Here is a 20,193-nt window from a genome sequence, read left to right on the forward strand (position 1 = left end):
TGTGGTCTCAGCGGGTGGCGGTGAGCAGACGCATGCCGAGCGGCAGGTCGAGCAGCCTGCCCGGGGTCAGCTCCGCCTCCTCCATCAGCGCCCGGTACTCCGCCTCGGTGCGTTCCCGTCCTCCGGTCATCACCATCATGTGCAGGTCGAAGGCGAGCGGCAGGTACGAGTCCCGTCCGACGACCCGCTCGATGACCAGCAGCTCGGCCCCCGGCGCCATCGCCTTCGCGCAGTTGGTCAGCAGGACGGCGCAGCGTTCGTCGTCCCAGTCGTGCAGGACGCGCGACAGCAGGTAGACGTCGCCGCCCTCGGGCACGGAGTCGAACAGGTCGCCGCCGGCCAGCTCGCATCTGTCCAGCACCCCCATCCGCTCCAGGTGCGCGGGCGCGGCCGCGATCACGTCGGGAACGTCGAACAGCACGCCCCTGGCCTCCGGGTTCTCGCGCAGGACGGCGGCCAGCAGGGCACCTGTGCCGCCGGCCAGATCGACCACCCGGCGCGGGCCGGAGAAGTCGTACGCGGCGGGCACGTGGCGGAAGAACGACGCGCCCGCCGCCATCCCCGCGTTGAAGACGGCCGCCTTGTCGTGGTCGCCGGCCAGGTGCGCGAAGACGGGCTTGCCGTGGACGTGCTCGAAGGCCGGCTCGCCGGTGCGTACGGCGTGCGCCAGCCCGCCCCAGGCGGCGGCGAAGTAGTCCTCGCCGTAGAGCGCGGCGAGCGGTCCGAGCGCCTCTCGGCGCAGCTGCGCTCCCATCGGGGTGAGCCCGTATCTCTCCTTGTCGTCGGCGTAGGCCAGGCCCACCCCCGCCAGCAGGCGGAGCAAGCGGCGCAGGGCGCCGGGGTCGGCGCCGACCTCCTCGGCGATCTGTTCGGGGGCCAGGCGGCGGCCGTGGAGCGTGTCCGCCACCCCGAGCCGGACCGCGGCGAAGGTGGCCTGCGCCACCCATCCTCCGGTGAGGATGCGCATGAGCTCCTGCTCCATCGTTCTCCTTCCTCAGGGCGTGGACAGCCACGTCATGGCGACGGCGCGGGACAGCGCCGCGATGACCTCGTCCTGCCGCGGCACGAGATAGAAGTGGTCGCCGTCCAGCACCCGGACGCCGCATCGGTCCCTGGTCAGCTCGCCCCAGCGGGCCGCCTGTCCTGGGGTCACCTCGGGGTCGTCCGCGCCGAGCAGCACGGTGACGGGGCAGGCGAGCACGCCGCCCGGGCGGTGCCGGTAGGTCTCGTCCACCCGGTAGTCGTTGCGTACGGCGGGCAGGGTCAGCTCCCGGATCTCCGGGTCGGCCATGAGCTCCCGGTCCACGCCGCCGAGCCGGACCAGCTCGTCGACCAGCTCGTCGTCGGAGCGTTCGTACGTGTCGCCGGCGCGGTGCTCGTGGGGCGCGTGCCGGCCCGAGGCGAACAGGTGCGTCACGCCCCGGCCCCTGGCCTCCAGTTCGCGTGCCACCTCGTAGGCGAGCAGCGCGCCCATGCTGTGCCCGAACAACGCGACCGGCCGGTCGAGAAGGGGCGCCATCGCATCGGTGATGAGCTTGGCCAGATGGTGGGCGTCGTCGATGAGCGGGGCGGCGCGGCGGTCGGCCCGTCCCGGGTACTGCACGGCGCGCACCTCGATGGCGGGCGCCATGTCCCGGTGCCAGCCGCGGTAGAAGCTCGCCGAGCCGCCGGCGTGCGGGAAGCAGAACAACCGTGTCCCGGCGTACGGCCTGGGCTGGTGGCAGTGGAACCAGTTCATGACAGCTCCGCGGCGGAGAGGGGTTGGGGCGCCGTCTGGACCAGCAGCTCGGGCCGGCCGATCGCGGCGGTGGCGGACAGCCAGAGGCGGCTGAGCGTCAGGTAGTACTGGCCCTGGCGCAGCGGGTCCTGCCCTTCCTCGGCCGCGCGGCGCAGCTCGGTCAGCGCCCGCCTGACGCCCTGGGGCCACAGCTTCGTGACGATGTCGTGGAAGGTGGGCGCCTGGGCGGGGCCGATGGTGGTGGCGCTGGGCAGGCGCAGGTGGTCGGCGCCGGTGGCGAACCGGTCGTCGGCGTCGCGGCCGACGTACATGCGGGGGCTCCACACGAGCGGGCCGTGGGTGTTGACCAGGGTGAGGCTGCCGCCTTCCGCGCCCACGGTGATGCGGTGCAGCAGGTGCAGGTGGGCGTCGGGGTCGTTGGGCGCGATCTGGTTCTGCACCCGGAGGGTCAGGGGGACGCCGCCGATCGTGCCGGTGAGGCAGGTGAAGGGCGCGCCCGGCGCGGTGGCGGTGAACGTCCACGGGCGCAGCGCGCCCAGGGCGCGGCCGAGGATGTCGAACAGGGCATAGGCGACGTGGACGCTGCAGGCGGCGTCGACGTAGAGCGGCTGCTGGAGCTCGAACAGGCGGCGGGCGGTGGCGATGAACTCGCGTACCGGGTCAAGGTGGACGTACAGGGTGTTCACGTGGTGGACGGCGGGCGCGGCGCGTGCGGTGCGCAGGCAGCGGGCGAGTTCGTCGGCGTGCATGGGGTGTTCCTGCAGCACGTGCACGCCGCGGGCGAGCAGGGCGGTGGCGAGTTCGGTGCCCTCGCCGCCGACGACGCCGGACCGTACGACCACGCAGGCCAGGTCGGCGAGGTCGGGCACCTGGTCGGGGTCGGTGATCAGCGGCACTCCATGCTGCTCGGCGTACGCGGCGGAGCGGGCGCCGCCGCGGGCGAGGATGCCGGTCAGTTTCATGGGGCCCTCCCGCAGGGCCGACAGGTAGATCTGGCCGAACTTGGTCCCGCACACCACGACCCGCTTCACAGCGCGCCCTCCTCGAACGCCGGCGCCGTCAGGTCGATGGGCGCCAGCCCGTCGGTGATCTCGATCGTCGCCACGGCGTCCAGTTCGGCCGGCATCCGCGCCGGGTCGAGGACGGCGTCGGCGTGGTGAACCCCCGGTGGGATGCCGCCCTCCAGCACGGCCGTGGTCGCGTGGGCGACGACGGCGGCGGTGAGCGCGTAGGAGTCGGCGGTGCGCAGCGCGAGCGTCCGGGTGCGCTGCGGGCTGCTGAGCTGGAAGAGCAGGACGTAGTACGGGGTGCGTCCGGCTAACTCGAGCTCGGCGGCGCGGGCCAGGCCGGCGGCACGGGGGGGACCGGCGGAGGAGGCCGCGGTGGCGGCGGTGGCCAGGATGCGGTCGCCGGTGATGACGTTGTACCAGCGGGCCTCCGCCAACCCGAGATCGCCGGCCACCCGCTCCGCCTCGGCGCTCAGGTAGGGGTAGGCGGTGACGGGTCCGGGGAAGTACGGCAGCTCGACGTCTTGGGCGGGGGTCAGGGCCCGGGCGACCCTGCCGCCGCCGCGCCACGCGGCCAGCGCGGCCCCTTGCTCCTCCTGACCGACGAGCATGACGTCGCCCGCGGCCGCGGGGGTCAGCCGGTCCAGACCGCCGGTGTAGACGTCGAGCCGGAGCGGCCCGCTGTCCGAGCCGGCGAGCGCGGCGAGATGACGCGGCAGCACGCCGGTCAGCCCGGGTAACATGCCCGCCTCCACCACCGCCACCCATCCATCCGCGGCGCCGTTACCGGTCCCCCCAGGCGCCAGTTCGGGGAAAGCGGCCGGGTTGCCTGCCGCGTCCACGTAGTCGGCGCCCGCCGCGCGGGCGGCTCGGGCCACTCGGTCCTGGAGCAGGTAGGAAGGGCCCGCGCAGTTGACGACGACGCGGCAACCGCGGCAGAACCGGGCCAGGGAGGCCGGGTCGTCGGCGTCCACCTGCCAGGCCTCGCCCTGCCCGCGCAGCGCGTCGCGGACGAAGCGGCGCGCCGCAGCGCCGTCCCGGCCGCCGACGCGGACGTCCCGGCCGGTGAGCAGCCGGGCTGTGGTGCTGCCGACCGCGCCGTAGCCGCCGAGGACGCCGATCATGCGTGGACCCCGGTGATCAGGCCGGCCACGCCTGGGGCGCGCGCCTGGTCGAGGCAGCTGAAGTGGTCCCCCTCGATGTCGTGCACGGTGAGCAGGCCCAGGCAGAGGTCGCGCCAGAAGCCGGTCATGTCGTCCTGCAAGGTCGGGACGAGGTTGGTGACGCCGCGCTGGCGCAGGAACGTGATGTCCCCCGCGTACGGCTCGGGGTCGTAGCAGGTGACGGCGGTGAAGCTCTGCTTGAACACCCGGTAGGCGAGATCCACCCGCTCGGCCGGCTGGCCGAGGCCGCCGGCCAGCGCCGCGAGCCGTTGCGGCGGCGGGGTGGCGGACAGCGCGGTGAAGCGGCGGCCGATCTCCGCCAGACCGTGGTCGCCGCTGCCGGCGAGCGCGGCCAGGCTGCCTTCGCGTACCTGCCCGGGCGACAAGTCCAGCACGGCGTGCAGGGCTCTGGCCAGGTCCTCGCCGGGGTAGCCGAGCCGGGCCGGATCGAGGCCGCAGGCCTGGGCGAAGCCGTACTCCAGCATGAGCTGATCGTCGATCCGGTACGGGAAGCGCGCGCTGCTGATGACGGTGAGCTCGGCGACGACCGCGCCGCTCTCGGTGAGCCGGCGGGCGACCTCGGTGGCGATCAGCCCGCCCATGCAGTAGCCGATGATGTGGTAGCTGGTCGCGCGTTCCTGGAGCAGGAGCCGGGCGTAGGAGCCGGCCAGCGCGTCCACCGCCTCCTCGGGCGCCAGCTCCAGGTAGCGCTGGGCATCGTTGATCGCCAGGCCGAGCAGCGGTGAACCGGACAGCTCCGGTACGAGCGCCCGGTAGGGGGTCAGGGTGCCGGTGCCGTCGTGGAGCAGCACCCGCGCCGGGCCTTCGCCGCCGGCCAGGCGGATCAGCGGGCCGGCGGGGGCGGCGGGCCGGCCGCGGTCGCGGTCGTCGCGGGCCTGGCGGAGATGGGCGGCCAGCGCGGCGACGGTGGGCTGGTTGACGATCTGGCGGACCAAGCTGTCCCAGTAGAGGTCGTGCGCCTCGGGCAGGTCCTCGCGGATCCGCCCGGCGAGCCGGGTGACCAGCAGCGAGTCGCCGCCCAGCGCGAAGAAGTCCTGGTCCCTGCCGATCCGCGGCAGGCCGAGAAGGTCGGCCCAGAGCGTGGCGAGCCGCCGTTCGAGGTCGTCTCGCGGTTCCTCGCCGGCCGCCACGCTCTCGCCGGCCGTACGGGGCAGCAGGGAACGCAGCTCCGCCCGGTCGATCTTGCCGTTGTCGGTCAGCGGCAGCCGGTCCACCACCTGGACGTGGGAGGGGATCATGTAGTCGGGCAGCCGTTCGGCGAGGAACGCCCGCAGCCCGGCGAGGTCGAGGCGTTCCCGGTCGGCGGGGAAGCGGGCGGCGAAGACGCACTGCCCGAGCGAGGCCAGCGGATCGGCCGGCTCCGGCAGGCAGGCCAGGGTGCGGGCGCCGGCCGCCTCCAGCAGCTCGAGCCACTCCTCCCGGGCGATGAACGTACGGTCGCGGCCCTGCCGCACGTCGGCGTAGTCGTGCGGGTTCATCAGGAACTCCATCGAGCTCATGATCTGCACGTGCTCGCGGGTGGTCTCGATGAACACCAGCCAGCCCCCGGGCGCGAGCAGCTCGCGGAACCTGGCCAGCACGGCGGCGGCGTCGTGGGAGTTGTGCAGGACGTTGGCGCACAGGATGACGTCGAAGGAGTTGGGCTCGTAGCCCTGGGCGCGGTAGTCGGCGTTGATGTCGAACAGGCCGTACCGCACCCACGGATGGCCGGCGAAGCGTTCGGCCGCCTGGTCGAGGAAGAACTTCGACAGGTCGGTGAACAGGTAGTCGACGTGGTGTCCGGCCAGCTCGGGGATCAGCTCGGCGCTGGTTCCGCCCACGCCCGCGCCGGCCTCCAGGACGCGGAGCGGCCCGCCGGTGTACTGCTCGGCGACACGGCCGAGCACGGCGCGCACGATGCGGTTGACGTACCTGCTGAGGACGTTGTCCTTGTACGCGCCTTCGGCGGTCTCCAGCTCGCCCTCGGGGAACAGCAGCGCGCGGGCGTCGAGCTCGCCGCGCATCAGCTCGGGCAGGTGCGTGGTGCTGACCCGCAGGAAGCTGATCAGCTCGGCTCCGTAGTCGAGCCCGTCGGCGAGGCTCTCGACCCGCGCCCAGAGCCGCTCCACGCCGGCGCTTCCGCGCAGGTTCCGGTACCGGCCCGCGGCGTCGCGGTCGAGCAGCCCGCGCTCGTGCAGCGCGGTGAGCCAGCGCCGGACCAGCCGGTGGTGGCCGGGCGCGACCCGCGCGGTGTCCAGGATCTCCGCCAGGTCGTGTGCGCTGTCCGCGCCGGTGAACAGCCCGCCCGTACGCAGCGCCGCCGCCATCGAGGTGAGCGCGATCTCGTCGAGCGTCTCGGCGACCGCCACCACGCGCGGCAGGTCGACGCCGTCGATGGCCGCGCGGGCCGCCGCCTGGGCCGCGGCGGCGACGTCGGGCGCGTCGTCCTGGTCTTCTTCCTTCTGCACGGCCTGCGCGAAGCCGATGAGGCGGCGTTCGAGCGCCCGGTCGCCGTCGACGATCACGGCGCCGGCCGCGACCGCCGGGTGCGCCTGCAGCGCGGTCTCCACCTCGGCCAGCTCGATCCGATGGCCGCGGATCTTGACCTGTGAGTCCTCCCTGCCGAGGAACTCGATGACGCCGCCGGGCCGGTAGCGGCCGAGGTCGCCGGTGCGGTAGAGGCGTTCGCCGGCGTGCTCGACGAAGCGCTCGGCGGTCTTGGCCGCGTCGCCGAGGTAGCCGATCGCCACGCCGGCGCCGCCGATGTGCAGCTCTCCCGGCACCCAGTCGGGGCAGGACCGCCCGGCGGCGTCGAGCACATGGAAGGTCTGGTTGGCCAACGGCGTGCCGTACGGGACGCTCACCCAGCCGGGCAGCGGCTCCTCGACGCGGTGGTGGATGGACCAGATCGCGGCCTCCGTCGCCCCGCCCAGGCTGATCACGTCCAGCCCGGGGATCCGGCGGCGGATCTGGCCGGGCAGCGCCACCGGGATCCAGTCGCCCGACAGCATCGCCAGCCGCAGCGCGGGCAGCTCCGCCCGGGGCTCGGCATCCAGGTAGTGCTGGAGCATCTGGAGCTGCGCGGGCACCGAGTTCCACACCGTGACCCCGTGCCCGGCGGCGAGCTCGGCCCAATGGGCGGGATCTCCCCTGCGGGCCGGGCCGGGCAGCACGAGGGCGGCGCCGGTGGCGAGCGTTCCGAAGACGTCGTAGACCGACAGGTCGAATCCGAGGTTGGCCAGTCCGAGCACGCGGTCGTCCGCGCCGATCTCGAAGCGGGCGTTGATGTCGTCGATGGTGTTGCGGGCGGCCCGGTGGGAGATCATCACGCCCTTGGGCACGCCGGTCGAGCCCGAGGTGTAGATGACGTACGCCAGGTCGTCGGGATGCCGCAGGGCCGATGGGACCTGCGCTGCCGGTGGGAGCGTGTCGACCGCGATCCAGCCGTCCTCGGCGCGCCAGGACTGCGTGAGGACCAGGCGGGCCGAGGCGTCGGCGAGGATGCGGTCGCGGCGCGCCGGCGGCTGCCCGGTGTCCACGGGGAGGTACGCGCCGCCGGCCAGCAGCGTGCCGAGCACGGCCACGACCTGTTCGACGCCCTTGTCCATGACCACGGCGACGATCTCGCCCGGCGTGTGCCCCGCCTCGTGCAGCGCGTGCGCCACCGCCGTCGCGCGGTCCAGCAGTTCGCCGTACGTGATCGCGCCCGCTTCGCTGATGACGGCAGTGCGTTCCGGCGTGCGGCGGGCCTGGGCCACCACCTCGTCGTGCAGCAACCCGTCGGGGAGCGGCGCGGCGGTGGCGTTGGCCAGGGCCCGGCGGTGCGCCTGCGGGGCGGGAAGCGGGACGGGGGACGCCGACGCCCACGTCTCACCGGCGGTCAGGTCGCGCAGGAGCGCGGTGAAGGCGGCGAACATGTCGTCCACGAGCCCATCGGGGAACACACCCGCGCGCACGTCCCAGTTGACCAGCAGCGCGCCGCGGTGCTCCTTGATCTGGCAGTCGATCCACACCTGGGGCGTCTGGCTGATGCCGTACTCGGGCGTCCCGTGCTCGGCGTCGTCCTGGCCGAGGCCGACGGCGCTGGTGAACACCACCGGCATCAGCGCGGCGTCGCGGCCGCGCCGGCGGGCCAGCTCGCGGATGACCTCGACGCCGCCGTGGCGGCGGTGCTCCATGTCGGCGAAGAGCTGCCTGCCGATGGCGCGGGCGCGGTCGGCGAAGGGGGCGTCCGGCGTGGTGTCGACGGCGAGCAGGTTGAGCGTGGTGAAGTCGCCCACGACCCGGTCGATCTGGGGGTGCAGCGGCGGACGGTCGAGCAGCGTCAGGTTGAGCGTGAACCTGGGCCTGCGGCTCCACCGCCCGATGACCTCGGCGTAGGCGGCCAGCACGGCCTGCGACGGCGTGGTGCCGGCCACGGCGGCCCGTTCCCGCAGCCGCGCCCACTCCTCCGGCTCCACCCTGCTCTCCCAGCGTTCGAACCGCGGGTCCGCGTCCTGGCCGAGCGCGGGCAGCTCGGGCGCGGGCGGCAGGTCGTCCATCCGTGCCTGCCAGTAGGCGCGGTCCCGGTCGTACCGGCCGCTCTCGCGCTGCGCGCGCAGGGCCAGAACGCAGTCGCGGAAGCTCACCGGTATCGGCGGCAGGTTCGCGCCGGGGTCGTCGTGCAGCAGGTGCAGCTCGGCGAGCAGGAGCTGGATGCTGACGTAGTCGGCGATCAGCAGGTCGATCGAGGCGTGCAGGAGCGCGCCCCGGTCGGTGAGAGAGATCCGCAGCTCGAACAGCGGCCAGGCGCCCGCCGGGTAGACCGTGTGCGCCATCTCCTCGCGGATGGCGGCGAGCCGCTCCTCCGGGTCGGCGCCGCGGAGGTCGGCCACGCGTACCTCGTAGCCGGGGACCTCGGCCAGCACCTCTTGGTGGCCGTCGGGATGGATCACGGCGCGGAGCATGTCGTGGCGGCCGATCAGGGTGCGCCAGGCGGCTTGGACCCGCTCCGGGTCGAGTCTGGGGAAGGCGACCTCGACGTAGCCGTGGCAGGCGACCCCTCCGTAGCCGAAGGCGTCGTTGCGGCCGAGCAGGTAGGCCTGCTGGACGTCGGTCAGCGGGAACGGGTCGAGGCGACGGGCGGGGTCCGGGCGCACGGTCTCGGCCGCGGACTCGCGGCGCAGGTGCGCGATGATCTCAGGCTTGGCGCCGACCAGTGCCGCGCGCCGCTCCTCGGTCAGGGCTCCGCTGGGCGCGCGGAAGCGGAGGCTGCCGTCGTCCTCCCACAGCCGGATGCCTGCCGCCTCCATGTCGGCGATCAGCTCTCGTACGGCTGGTGCCTGGGTCATAGCACGCCTTCCTCCGTCAGGCCGATCGCCTCGGCGCAGTCCGCGATGGTGGGGGTGGTGAAGAAGCGGCGCAGCGACAGCTCCACGCCGAGCCGCCGCCGGGCCAGCTCGGCGAAGCGGGTGGCGAGCAAGGAGTCGCCGCCGAGGGTGAAGAAGCTCTGGCCGCGGCCGGGGGACGGGATCTCCAGGAGTTCGGCCCAGAGGTCGGCCAGCTGTTGTTCCAGGCCTGGGCGTGGGGGGTCGTCGTCGTCCGGCAATGGGTCCGGTTGTGCGGCCAGTGCGCTTCTGTCGATCTTGCCGTTGGCGGTGAGGGGCAGGTGGTCCAGGGTGGTGATCGTGGGTGGGATCGCGTAGCCGGGGAGACGGTCCTCCAGGAACGTCTTCAGGCCGTCCACCTGGGAAGGGGTGACGAAGGCGGCCAGCCTGCGTTGCCGCCGGTCGCCGACCGCCAGGGCGACTGCCCGGGTGACCTGGGGGTGGGCCTCCAGCGCGGCCTCGATCTCGCCCAGCTCGATGCGGTGGCCCCGGATCTTGACCTGGTGATCGGCCCGGCCCAGGAACTCCAGCGTGCCATCCGGCCAATAGCGGCCCAGATCGCCGGTGCGATACCAGCCATCGACGAACTTCGCCGCCGTGGTCTCCGGATCACCCCGGTAGCCCTTGGCGACCCCGGCACCACCGATCCACAACTCCCCCGGCACCCAGTCCGGGCAGTCCCTTCCTCGCACATCGACTACTCGGTAGCGCTGGTTGCGGAGAGGGAAACCGTAGGGGATGGACGTCCAGTGCGCCGGGATGTGATCAACCTCGAAGGCGTTGGACCAGATCGCCGCCTCCGTCGCACCACCCAACGCCACCAGCCGACCCGACAACCGGGCCCGCAGATCCAGGCCCACCCAATCGCCCGACACCAACGCCAGACGCAGCGGCGGCTCGGCCACGGTCAACAGCATGTCCAGCAGCGTCGGCACGCTGTTCCAGACCGTCACCCCATGCGCCGCGCACAACTCCGCCCAACGCTGGGCATCACGCCGCTCGCCTTCCTCAGGCAACACCAGCGCACCGCCCGCCGACAACAGCCCGAAAATGTCGAACACCGACAAATCGAAGTCCAGCGCCGAGACCGCCAGCACCCGATCGTCCGGGCCGACCCCGAAACGCCCGTTGATATCCACCACCGTGTTCAGCGCCGCCCCATGAGCGACCTCCACACCCTTCGGCTCCCCAGTCGAACCCGACGTGAAGATCACATAAGCCGACATCTCCGGCGACACCGCCACCGGACCCGACAACGGCCGCCCTGCGCTCGGCAGCTCCGTCAACACCTCACGCACGCCAGCCCGCGACAGAATGCGCTCACGCCTGGCCACCGGTTGATCCACCCCGACCGGGACATACACACCCCCGGCCGCCAAGATCCCCAGCACAGCCGCGATCTGATCCGGCCCCTTGGGCAACACCACACCCACCGCATCACCAGGCGCAATCTCCAGACAGCCCGCCACCTCAAGCGCCCGATCCGCCAACTCCCCATACGACACCGTCCGATCGCCGGCGATCAACGCCACACGACCCGGCTCACGCCCCGCCCACGCGAAGAACCCCTCGTGAAGCACCCCCTCCGGCAACGGCCCTCGCGTGTCGTTCACCCGCTCCCGCACCACCGCCTGGCTGTCAGGCAGCCGCACCGGAGCGGCGACCGACCAGTCCCCCTCCGCCAGCCACTCCAGCAACCCCCCGTACACCTCGAACATCGCGTCCAGCACCCCGGGCGCGAACAGCTCCTCCACCGCGTCCCACCGGACCAGGAGTTCGCCGTCCACCTCCCCCACCTGACTGTCCAGCCAGACCTGCGGGGTCTGTGACACACCCCAGACGGGTTCGGCGAACGAGAGCCCGTACGCGCCCTCACCGGTGACGCCGAGCGTGCTGGTGAACACCACCGGCATGGTCATCTCGATCGCGGCCGACCGCCTGGCCAGCTCGCGCATCACCCAGACCGCCGAGACCTCGCCGTGCTCCAGGCCGTTCCACACCTCTTCCTGCAGCCGGCGCGCGCCGTCCAGCCAGGTGCCGCCCGGGCGGTAGCCGACGAGCAGGAGCGAGGTGAAGTCGCCGAGCACGCGGTGGATGTCGGGATGGACCTCGCGCCGGTCGAACAGCGTGAGGTTGAGCGTCAGCGCCTCCTGGGCGCTCCACCTGCTCAGGACCTCACCGAAGGCGGTCGCCAGCACCGTGGCGGGGGTCAGCTCGTGCTGCCGCGCCACCTCGGTGATGGCGCGCCACCGTTCAGCGGGCAGCCGGAGCTCGCGGCGGGCGAACCGCGGCCGGCCGATCATGGCGGGGTCGACACGGAGCGGCAACTGGGGAGCGGGCGGCAGCTCGGGCAGCCGGTCGGCCCAGTAGGCCTGTGCGGTTTCGAAGACGGCGGGATCGGGGTTCTGCGCGAGCACATAGTCGCGGAACGACACCTCGATCGGGGGGAGGACAGTGGTGGGGTCGTGGTAGAGCTGGTCGAGTTCGGCAAGGAAGATCATCATGCTCAGCGCGTCGACGATGATGTTGTCGAAGCTGATGCCGAGCCGTACGCGGCCGTCGTGGCGGACGGCCCGCGCGTCGAACAGCGGCCAGGTGGACACGTCGAGCACTTGATGCGACATCTGCTCGCGCAACTGCTCGACGCTGTCGGCGGCGGCGATGGTGAAGCGCGGCACCTCGGGCAGGATGCGCTGGAGCCCGTCGGGGTCGAAGACCGCGCGCAGCATCTCGTGGCGCTCGATCAGCAGGTTCCAGGCCGTTTCCAGCCGGTCGAGGTCGATGTCGCCGTCGAACTCGGTGTAGAAGTGGCAGCCGACGCCGCCCAGCGTGAAGTGCTCGGCCCGGCCGAGCCAGTAGGCCCGCTGCACCTCCGTGGGCGGGAACGGGTCGTGCCGGTGCTCGATGTCCGGCGTCAGCGCAGGGGTGGGCGGAGCCGCCTGTCCAACGGTGAAGGTGGCCGCGAAGTCGGCCAGCACCGGCGTCTGGAACAGCAGGCTGAGCTTGGCGTCGGAAACGCCTTCCGCGCGTAGCCGGGCGATCATGCGGGTGGCGAGCAGGGAGTCGCCGCCGAGGGTGAAGAAGTTGTCCGTGCGTTGTACGGCTGGGAGGTCGAGCAGGTCGGCCCAGATGGTGGCGAGCACGGTCTCGGCCGTGCCGATGGGCGGCTCGTGCGCGGTGCTTTCCGGGGCGTCGGCGACGAGGGCGACGAGCGCACTTCTGTCGATCTTGCCGTTGGCGGTGAGGGGCAGGTGGTCCAGGGTGGTGATCGTGGGTGGGATCGCGTAGCCGGGGAGACGGTCCTCCAGGAACGTCTTCAGGCCGTCCACCTGGGAAGGGGTGACGAAGGCGGCCAGCCTGCGTTGCCGCCGGTCGCCGACCGCCAGGGCGACTGCCCGGGTGACCTGGGGGTGGGCCTCCAGCGCGGCCTCGATCTCGCCCAGCTCGATGCGGTGGCCCCGGATCTTGACCTGGTGATCGGCCCGGCCCAGGAACTCCAGCGTGCCATCCGGCCAATAGCGGCCCAGATCGCCGGTGCGATACCAGCCATCGACGAACTTCGCCGCCGTGGTCTCCGGATCACCCCGGTAGCCCTTGGCGACCCCGGCACCACCGATCCACAACTCCCCCGGCACCCAGTCCGGGCAGTCCCTTCCTCGCACATCGACTACTCGGTAGCGCTGGTTGCGGAGAGGGAAACCGTAGGGGATGGACGTCCAGTGCGCCGGGATGTGATCAACCTCGAAGGCGTTGGACCAGATCGCCGCCTCCGTCGCACCACCCAACGCCACCAGCCGACCCGACAACCGGGCCCGCAGATCCAGGCCCACCCAATCGCCCGACACCAACGCCAGACGCAGCGGCGGCTCGGCCACGGTCAACAGCATGTCCAGCAGCGTCGGCACGCTGTTCCAGACCGTCACCCCATGCGCCGCGCACAACTCCGCCCAACGCTGGGCATCACGCCGCTCGCCTTCCTCAGGCAACACCAGCGCACCGCCCGCCGACAACAGCCCGAAAATGTCGAACACCGACAAATCGAAGTCCAGCGCCGAGACCGCCAGCACCCGATCGTCCGGGCCGACCCCGAAACGCCCGTTGATATCCACCACCGTGTTCAGCGCCGCCCCATGAGCGACCTCCACACCCTTCGGCTCCCCAGTCGAACCCGACGTGAAGATCACATAAGCCGACATCTCCGGCGACACCGCCACCGGACCCGACAACGGCCGCCCTGCGCTCGGCAGCTCCGTCAACACCTCACGCACGCCAGCCCGCGACAGAATGCGCTCACGCCTGGCCACCGGTTGATCCACCCCGACCGGGACATACACACCCCCGGCCGCCAAGATCCCCAGCACAGCCGCGATCTGATCCGGCCCCTTGGGCAACACCACACCCACCGCATCACCAGGCGCAATCTCCAGACAGCCCGCCACCTCAAGCGCCCGATCCGCCAACTCCCCATACGACACCGTCCGATCGCCGGCGATCAACGCCACACGACCCGGCTCACGCCCCGCCCACGCGAAGAACCCCTCGTGAAGCACCCCCTCCGGCAACGGCCCTCGCGTGTCGTTCACCCGCTCCCGCACCACCGCCTGGCTGTCAGGCAGCCGCACCGGAGCGGCGACCGACCAGTCCCCCTCCGCCAGCCACTCCAGCAACCCCCCGTACACCTCGAACATCGCGTCCAGCACCCCGGGCGCGAACAGCTCCTCCACCGCGTCCCAAGCCAGATGGAGCCCGTGGTCGTACTCGTTGATCTGGTGGTCGAGCCAGACCTGCGGGGTCTGCGTGATCATCCACCCAGGCGCGCCGAAGGCCTCGCGTACCTCGGGGGCGATCAGGTCGGTGCCCAGGTTGCAGGCGAACACCACCGGAGCTCCGGTGTGCTCCCCGTTGCGGGCGAGGTCCCGCAGCACGTCGACGCCGGAATACCCGGTGTGCCGGGCGTCGGCGCGGAAGCGGGCCTGCAGGGCGCGGGCGCGGTCGGCGAACGGCTGCGGCTCCGACAGGTCGGCGGCCAGCAGGATCAGGTTGGTGAAGTCGGCGACCAGGTGGGCCACGTCGGGATGGACGGTGTCGTCCCGGTCGAACAGCGGCAGGTTGAGCAGGAAGCGCGACTCGCCGCTCCAGGCCGCGAGCACCTCGCTGTAGGCGGCGGCCAGCACCATCGCCGGGGTCAGCCCGTACGCGCGTGCCCGCTCCTGGATGCGCCGCCACGAGTCCACGGGCAGCCACCGCTCGCGGCGGACGAACCTGGGCCGGGTGATCCGGCCGGGTTCCACGGCTAGGGGCAGCTGGAGCGCGCCGGGCAGCTCGTCCAGCCTGGCGCGCCAGTACTCCTGGTCACGGGCGCGCCGCGCCGCGCGTTCGGTCTGGCGGGCGGCCAGGTAGCGGGGGAACGAGTAGGACAGGCTGGGAAGCGGCCGGCCGAGGTAGAGCTGGGCCAGGTCCTTCAGCAGGATCTGCAGGCCGAGCACGTCGGCGACCAGGAAATCCACCTCGAAATGGACCCTTGTGCGCCCGCCGGGCAGCAGCGACAGCTGAATGTCGAACACCTCGCCCTTGGAGGCGTCGAAGCGGCGGTGCGAGAGCCGTTCCCTGAGGCTCGAGGCGGCGTCCTCGCCGAGCTCCGACAGGTCGTTGACGGTCAGGCCCGGCCAGGGGCTGGTGTCCATGATCTGCTGGGTGCCGTCGTCATGGAAGATCGCGCGCAGCATGCCGTGCCGCTCGATCAGCGCGCGGACGGCCTGCTCCAGCCTGGCGGGATCGATGCCCGGGCCGTCGAACTCCAGGTAGGCGTGGCAGCCTACGCCCCCGATGACCTGTCCGTCGCCCCGCCCGATCCAGTAAGCCAGCTGGACCGGGGTGAGCGGGAACGGCGCCGCCTCGTCCACGTCCGGCTCCGGCTCCGGCTCCGCGGGTACGTCGGCGCCGGACAGCCGCGAGCGGACCAGCGACCACCAGGCCGCGAGCGTGAACTCCGTCGCCAGCTCGGCGAACACGATGCGGGCTCCCGCGCGGCGCCAACGTCCGGCCAGTCGCATGGCACGCAGCGAGTCGAGGCCGAGGCTGATCAGGTCGGCGTCGTCCGTGACCGCGGCGGGGTCGAGATCGAGCTGGCCCGCGATGTCCGCGCGCATCGAGTCGAGCGTCGGTGGCGAGGCGGCGGGGCGGCCGGAACGCCGGGATGGCACGAACGAGACTTCGTCGACTTTGTCCAACACGAAAGAACCCGCCTCTCCACTGCTGCCGCAGACTCACGTCGCTTCCGCGGCCGGGGTGGACCCGGCCGCGGACCTCTTGGCTTGGGAGCTCCGCTCCCTTATCAGGCGTTGTCGAGGGCCGCCTGCAGCCTCCGGGCGAGCCCGGCCGGGGTCGGCTCCTCGAAGATGTCCTTCAGCTTGAGCCGGATCTTGGTCTCCCGCTTGATCTCCTGCAGCAGCTTGACCGCCAGCAGCGAGTGCCCGCCGAGCGCGAAGAAGTTGCTGGCCGGGCCGAGATCGTTGCGGTTGAGCATGGCCTTCCACAGCGCCACCAGGGAGTCGACCAGGGCGTCCCCGCTCTCGGCCGGGATGTCGGCCTCCTCGATGCCGGCCTGGGCGTCGCGCAGCTCCAGAGCCAGGCGGCGGAGTGCGGGGTAGTCGACCTTGTCGTTGCCGGTCATCGGGAAGGCGTCGATGGTCACGTACTCCTGCGGGGTCGCGGAGTACGGGAGTGACGCGCTCGCGTGCTCCCACAGCTCCACGGTGACCTCGGGCCGTTCCGGCGCCACCACGAACGCCCACAGGACCGCGTCGGCGCTGGGGTCGCCGACGACCACGACCGCGGCGGCCCGGACGTCCGGGTGGGTCAGCAGCACGTTCTCGACCTCGGCGAGCTCGATCCGGTTGCCGCGTAGCTTGATCTGGCGGTCGAGCCTGCCGAGGATCTCCAGCTTGCCGTCGGACGTCCACTGCGCGAGGTCGCCCGTACGGTAGAACCGGCCGTACAGGGGGTGCTCGCCGAACCGCTCCGCGGTCAGCTCCGGACGGTCGTGGTAGCCGATGGCCACCCCGTCGCCTGCGATGCACAGCTCGCCGCGGACCCCGACCGGCAGCGGGTGGCCGTCGGGGGCGGACACGTACACCTTGGTGTTGGCGATCGGCACGCCCACGTCCACGCGGTCCGCGGCGGGGTCGATCCGGCCGGCGGTGGACCAGATCGTGGTCTCCGTGGGACCGTACACGTTGTAGAGCTCGCACCCGGTCGCGGTCAGCCGCTTGGCCAGGACGGGTGGCATCGGTTCGCCGCCGCAGAGCACACGGCGGCCGGCCAGCAGGTCCGCGACCTGGTCGATCACCATGCGCCAGGTGGTCGGGGTGGCCTGGGCGACGGTGACGTCGTACCGTCGCAGGGCCTCGGCGAGCGGCTCGCCCTGAGTGCGCGCGTCGTCCGGCGCGACGGCCAGCCGCGCGCCCGTCGCCAGGGGCATGAACAGCTCCAGCATGGAGATGTCGAAGCTGAACGTGGTCAGCCACAGCACGGTGTCCTGCGGGCCCACCGCCAGCTGGTGCGCGAAGTGCGCGATCAGGTTGGCCAGGCTGTAGTGGTCGATCAGGGTCCCCTTCGGGAGCCCGGTGGAGCCGCTGGTGTAGATCAGGTACGCGCAGTCCTCCGGCCTGACGGTGAACGGCGCGACCGTCCCGGCGATCGGCGTCACCGAGTCCACGGGCACGAGCGGCAGCACCGTGCGGTCGCCGGAGACGGTTATCCCCTCGCCCGCGAGGACCACGGCGGCGCCCGCGTCGTCGAGCTGGTAGTCGAGGCGCTGCTGGGGGTGGTCGGGTTCGAGCGGCAGGTACGCCGCCCCGGCGAGCCACACGCCGAGCGCCGCCGCGGCCAGTTCGGGACCGCGCCGCGCGAGCAGCGCGACGACGTCGCCCCTGTTCACGCCGACGGCCTCCAGGGCGTCGCGAGTGGCCTCGGCGGCGGCCCACAGCCTGCGCAGGCCGACGCGGCGCTCGCCGTCGAGCACCGCGCCGCCGTCCTGTGGGAGATCGCCGTCTTCCTGGGGTGCGGCCGAGACCCGGCGGGCGATCCGCTCCAGCACGGTCGCGGGCGACACGGTGCGTTCCGTGGCGTTGGCCATCTCGATGGCCGCCCGGTCCCGGTGGCACCAGACGAGGACGTCCGAGAGCGGCGTGTCGGATTCCTCCGCGAGCGTGACGAGCAGCTCGTCGAAGCGGGCCAGCATCAGCTCCACGTCGGCCCGGTCGAACACGTCCAGGCAGAACGCGGTCCTGATCTTGATGGCGTCCGGGGTGGACGTGACGAAGAACTCCAGGTCGAACTTACTGAAACCGTTCTCGATCACCAACTGCTCGGCGCTCAGGCCGCCCAGCGTGAACGTGGAGGTGAGGTCGGCGGGGACGTAGTTGAAGGTGTGCCGGAACAGGTTGTTGCGCCAGCCGTCGCGGGGCACGATCTCCAGGAGGTCGTCGACCGGATAGTCGGCGTGCGACATGGCCTCCATGAACGTGCGCCGGACGACCCGCGCGTACGTGCGGAAGGTGTTCGCCCAGTGCACCCGCGTACGCAGCGTGAGCACGTTGATGTGGTAGCCGATGCGGGTGGCGGCCTCGGGCGTCCGGACGCTGACCGGCGAGCCGACGGTGAGGTCGGGGCCCGCGCCGTGGGCGGCGAGCAGCACGCCGTAGGCGGCCAGGAGGACGACCGACTCGGGTGCCCGCAGGTCGCGCTGCATCTGCCGGGCCGCGTTGCGGGCGGCGGGCGACAGCTCCCAGTTGATCACATCGCCCACGAGGGAGGTCTGCGACGCCTCCGGCTGCTCGCACCACAAGTCCAGGTCGCCGGCGTGGAATCCGTCCAGCTTCTCGCGCCAGAACTCGCCGCTGACGGGCGCGGGCTCCGGCTCCTCCCACGCCGGTACGATCTCCCGGGGCGGCGACTCGCCCGACGTCAGGGCGTTGTAGAGCGCGACGAGCTCGTTCATCAGCAGCGCCGACGACAGGCCGTCGAAGATCGCGTGGTGGATGGCCAGGCAGTAGACCTCGCCCGCCTCCTCCTCCAGGACGGCGGCGCGGACCAGCAGCCCGCCGTCCGGCTGGAACGGCCGCGCGACGAACTCCGTCAGCCACTCCCGCCCGGCGCCCGGACCGCCTTCCTCGAACCGCAGCCCGGCCTCCTCGGGCGGCACGACCTCACGCGTCATCCCATCGGTGTCGATGCGGAAGACCGTACGCAGGACCTCGTGGCGGCACATCAGGCGGTTGATCACCTCCAGCATGAGGGGACGGCTCGCCCGGCCCGCCACGCTGAACGCCACGCCCAGGTTGTTGACCCCCGTACCGGGGACGAACTCCTCCAGCATCCACAGCGCCTGCTCCTTGCGAGCGGCGCGCTGGCTCAGCACTTGCTCCATAATCATCTCTCCAGCAGCTTGGTGACGGCCCGGGCGACATCGCCGGACGTGAGCAGCACGTCGTGACCCTCGGTGAACGTGAGCTCTTCGGCGACCACGTTGTCGCGTCCGGCTTCGCGCATGCGGTTGAGGCCGTTGCGCGGATTGGAGGAGGTCACCGCGGCGGCGCTCCGCCAGCCCTCCCAGGGGTCGAGGTGATCGGCGTAGGTCAGGAAGGACAGGAAGGCGCCCAGCGTCTCCCACATCTCCTCGGAGTACTCGACGTCGAAACCGGCCCTTTCGAACGCGTTGTGACCGACATCGCGGAAGGCCGCGTACAGCTGGGCCGCGTAGCCCTCCACCGTGATCCCCTCGACCTGCAGCAGCCGGTCCATGGTCTCCCGTGTTTGGGCCACGTCCTCCTCGCTGAGAATCGAAGAGAGGATTCCGAAGACCTTGCCGAACTGGAAATAGACGTTCTCCAGGCTCGTGGGCTCCGGGTCGAACACGATGAGCTTCGGCGCCTTGCCCTGCAGCTCGGCCAGCAGGTCGACCAGCTCGGCCGCGTACACGGCGCCCACGCAGTAGCCCATGACCGCGTGCACCTTGCGGCCGCTCTCCTTGATGGGCTCGATCCAGGAACGGACATAGTCGGCTCCGTCAACGTCGGAACCGGGCGCCACGGCGGGCGGGTGCACGTGCCAGAAAGTCGCGTCGTAGTCCAGATTCCGCACCAGATCGGGGAAGCCGGCCTCCGCCCGGCCGGTCTCGGTGAAGTCCACGCAGAGCACCAGGTCCGCCGAGTCGGATTCGTTGAGCGTCGTCCAAGTGGTTACCAGGGTCATAATCATTCCTTTGATCGGCGTTCTGCCTAGGAACTCCCGCCCTCGAGGGCGAGCTGAATCAGGAGGTCGGTGTCCATGGTGTCGATCTCCTCGGTCCTGCCGTTCATCTCTCCGTCCTCATCCGGGCCGGCCAGGCTGAACAGGCTTTCCAGCAGCCCGGCCGCACGCAGCCGGGAGATCGGGATGGTGGTCAGGAGCCGGCGTACCTCGGTGTCGCTTCGGGACACGTCGGGCTCCGCGGCCGCGGCGGCCGGGAAGAGCTGCTCCAGTACGAAACGCGTCAGGTCGTGGGGAGTCGGGTAGTCGAAGATGAGCGTGGCCGGGAGCCGCAGCCCCGTGGCCGCGTTGATCTGATTGCGGAGCTCGACCGCCGTCAGCGAGTCGAAGCCGAGGTCCTGGAAGAGGCGCCGCGACTCGATCGCCGACTCGTCGGCGAAGCCGAGCACGGCGGCCACCTGGCCCTTGACCAGGTCGGACAGCGCGGCCCGCCGCTGGTCCTGGTCCATCGCGGCGAGCCGTTCCGCCAGCCCCTGGGTGGGGCGGCCGCGGCGGACCTTGGTCCTAGTCCGGGCGAATCGTGCGGGGATCAGCACGGCCCGGCCGGACGATACGGCGGTGTCGAACAGGGCCAGCCCGTCCTCGACGGACAACGGCTGAACGCCCGC

Annotated in this window: 9 protein-coding genes; all 9 read right to left on the reverse strand. The window is 71.9% G+C overall.

Translation table 11 applies throughout. The annotated features are described in order from the left end of the window. Positions 1–7 precede the first annotated feature (7 nt). The gene (locus tag ACIBX3_RS53890; RefSeq protein ID WP_397128578.1) at positions 8–982 is read right to left on the reverse strand and encodes a methyltransferase; all 975 of its coding nucleotides are present in this window, start codon (positions 980–982) and stop codon (positions 8–10) included. A 12-nt stretch (positions 983–994) separates the two neighbouring features. Further along, positions 995–1,738, reverse strand: coding sequence for a thioesterase II family protein (locus ACIBX3_RS53895; RefSeq protein ID WP_397128579.1), 744 nt, complete (start codon positions 1,736–1,738; stop codon positions 995–997). Then, positions 1,735–2,769 carry a Gfo/Idh/MocA family oxidoreductase gene (locus tag ACIBX3_RS53900; protein ID WP_397128580.1) on the reverse strand — a complete coding sequence of 345 codons (1,035 nt, stop codon included), beginning with the start codon at positions 2,767–2,769 and terminating at the stop codon, positions 1,735–1,737. The genes ACIBX3_RS53895 and ACIBX3_RS53900 overlap by 4 nt, the downstream gene beginning before the upstream one ends. Next, the gene (locus ACIBX3_RS53905; protein WP_397128581.1) at positions 2,766–3,869 is read right to left on the reverse strand and encodes a saccharopine dehydrogenase NADP-binding domain-containing protein; all 1,104 of its coding nucleotides are present in this window, start codon (positions 3,867–3,869) and stop codon (positions 2,766–2,768) included. Before ACIBX3_RS53905 ends, ACIBX3_RS53900 begins: the two co-directional genes overlap by 4 nt. Beyond that, positions 3,866–9,238 (reverse strand): amino acid adenylation domain-containing protein, encoded by a 5,373-nt coding sequence (locus ACIBX3_RS53910; protein WP_397128582.1) that lies wholly within the window; start codon positions 9,236–9,238, stop codon positions 3,866–3,868. The genes ACIBX3_RS53905 and ACIBX3_RS53910 overlap by 4 nt, the downstream gene beginning before the upstream one ends. Beyond that, a complete protein-coding gene (locus ACIBX3_RS53915; RefSeq protein WP_397128583.1) occupies positions 9,235–15,423 on the reverse strand; it encodes an amino acid adenylation domain-containing protein in 6,189 nt (2,062 codons plus the stop codon). Before ACIBX3_RS53915 ends, ACIBX3_RS53910 begins: the two co-directional genes overlap by 4 nt. A gap of 185 nt (positions 15,424–15,608) precedes the next feature. Continuing rightward, the gene (locus tag ACIBX3_RS53920) at positions 15,609–18,704 is read right to left on the reverse strand and encodes an amino acid adenylation domain-containing protein (RefSeq protein ID WP_397128584.1); all 3,096 of its coding nucleotides are present in this window, start codon (positions 18,702–18,704) and stop codon (positions 15,609–15,611) included. A gap of 2 nt (positions 18,705–18,706) precedes the next feature. Further along, positions 18,707–19,528: a hypothetical protein gene (locus tag ACIBX3_RS53925; protein ID WP_397128585.1), complete on the reverse strand. Its 822-nt coding sequence runs from the start codon at positions 19,526–19,528 to the stop codon at positions 18,707–18,709. Positions 19,529–19,554: 26 nt separating this feature from the next. Beyond that, the coding region (locus ACIBX3_RS53930) for a beta-ketoacyl reductase (RefSeq protein ID WP_397128586.1) at positions 19,555–20,193 on the reverse strand (639 nt) is incomplete at its 5' end.

It is taken from the genome of Nonomuraea sp. NPDC049480 (genome assembly GCF_044465905.1).
Taxonomy (GTDB): Bacteria; Actinomycetota; Actinomycetes; order Streptosporangiales; family Streptosporangiaceae; genus Nonomuraea.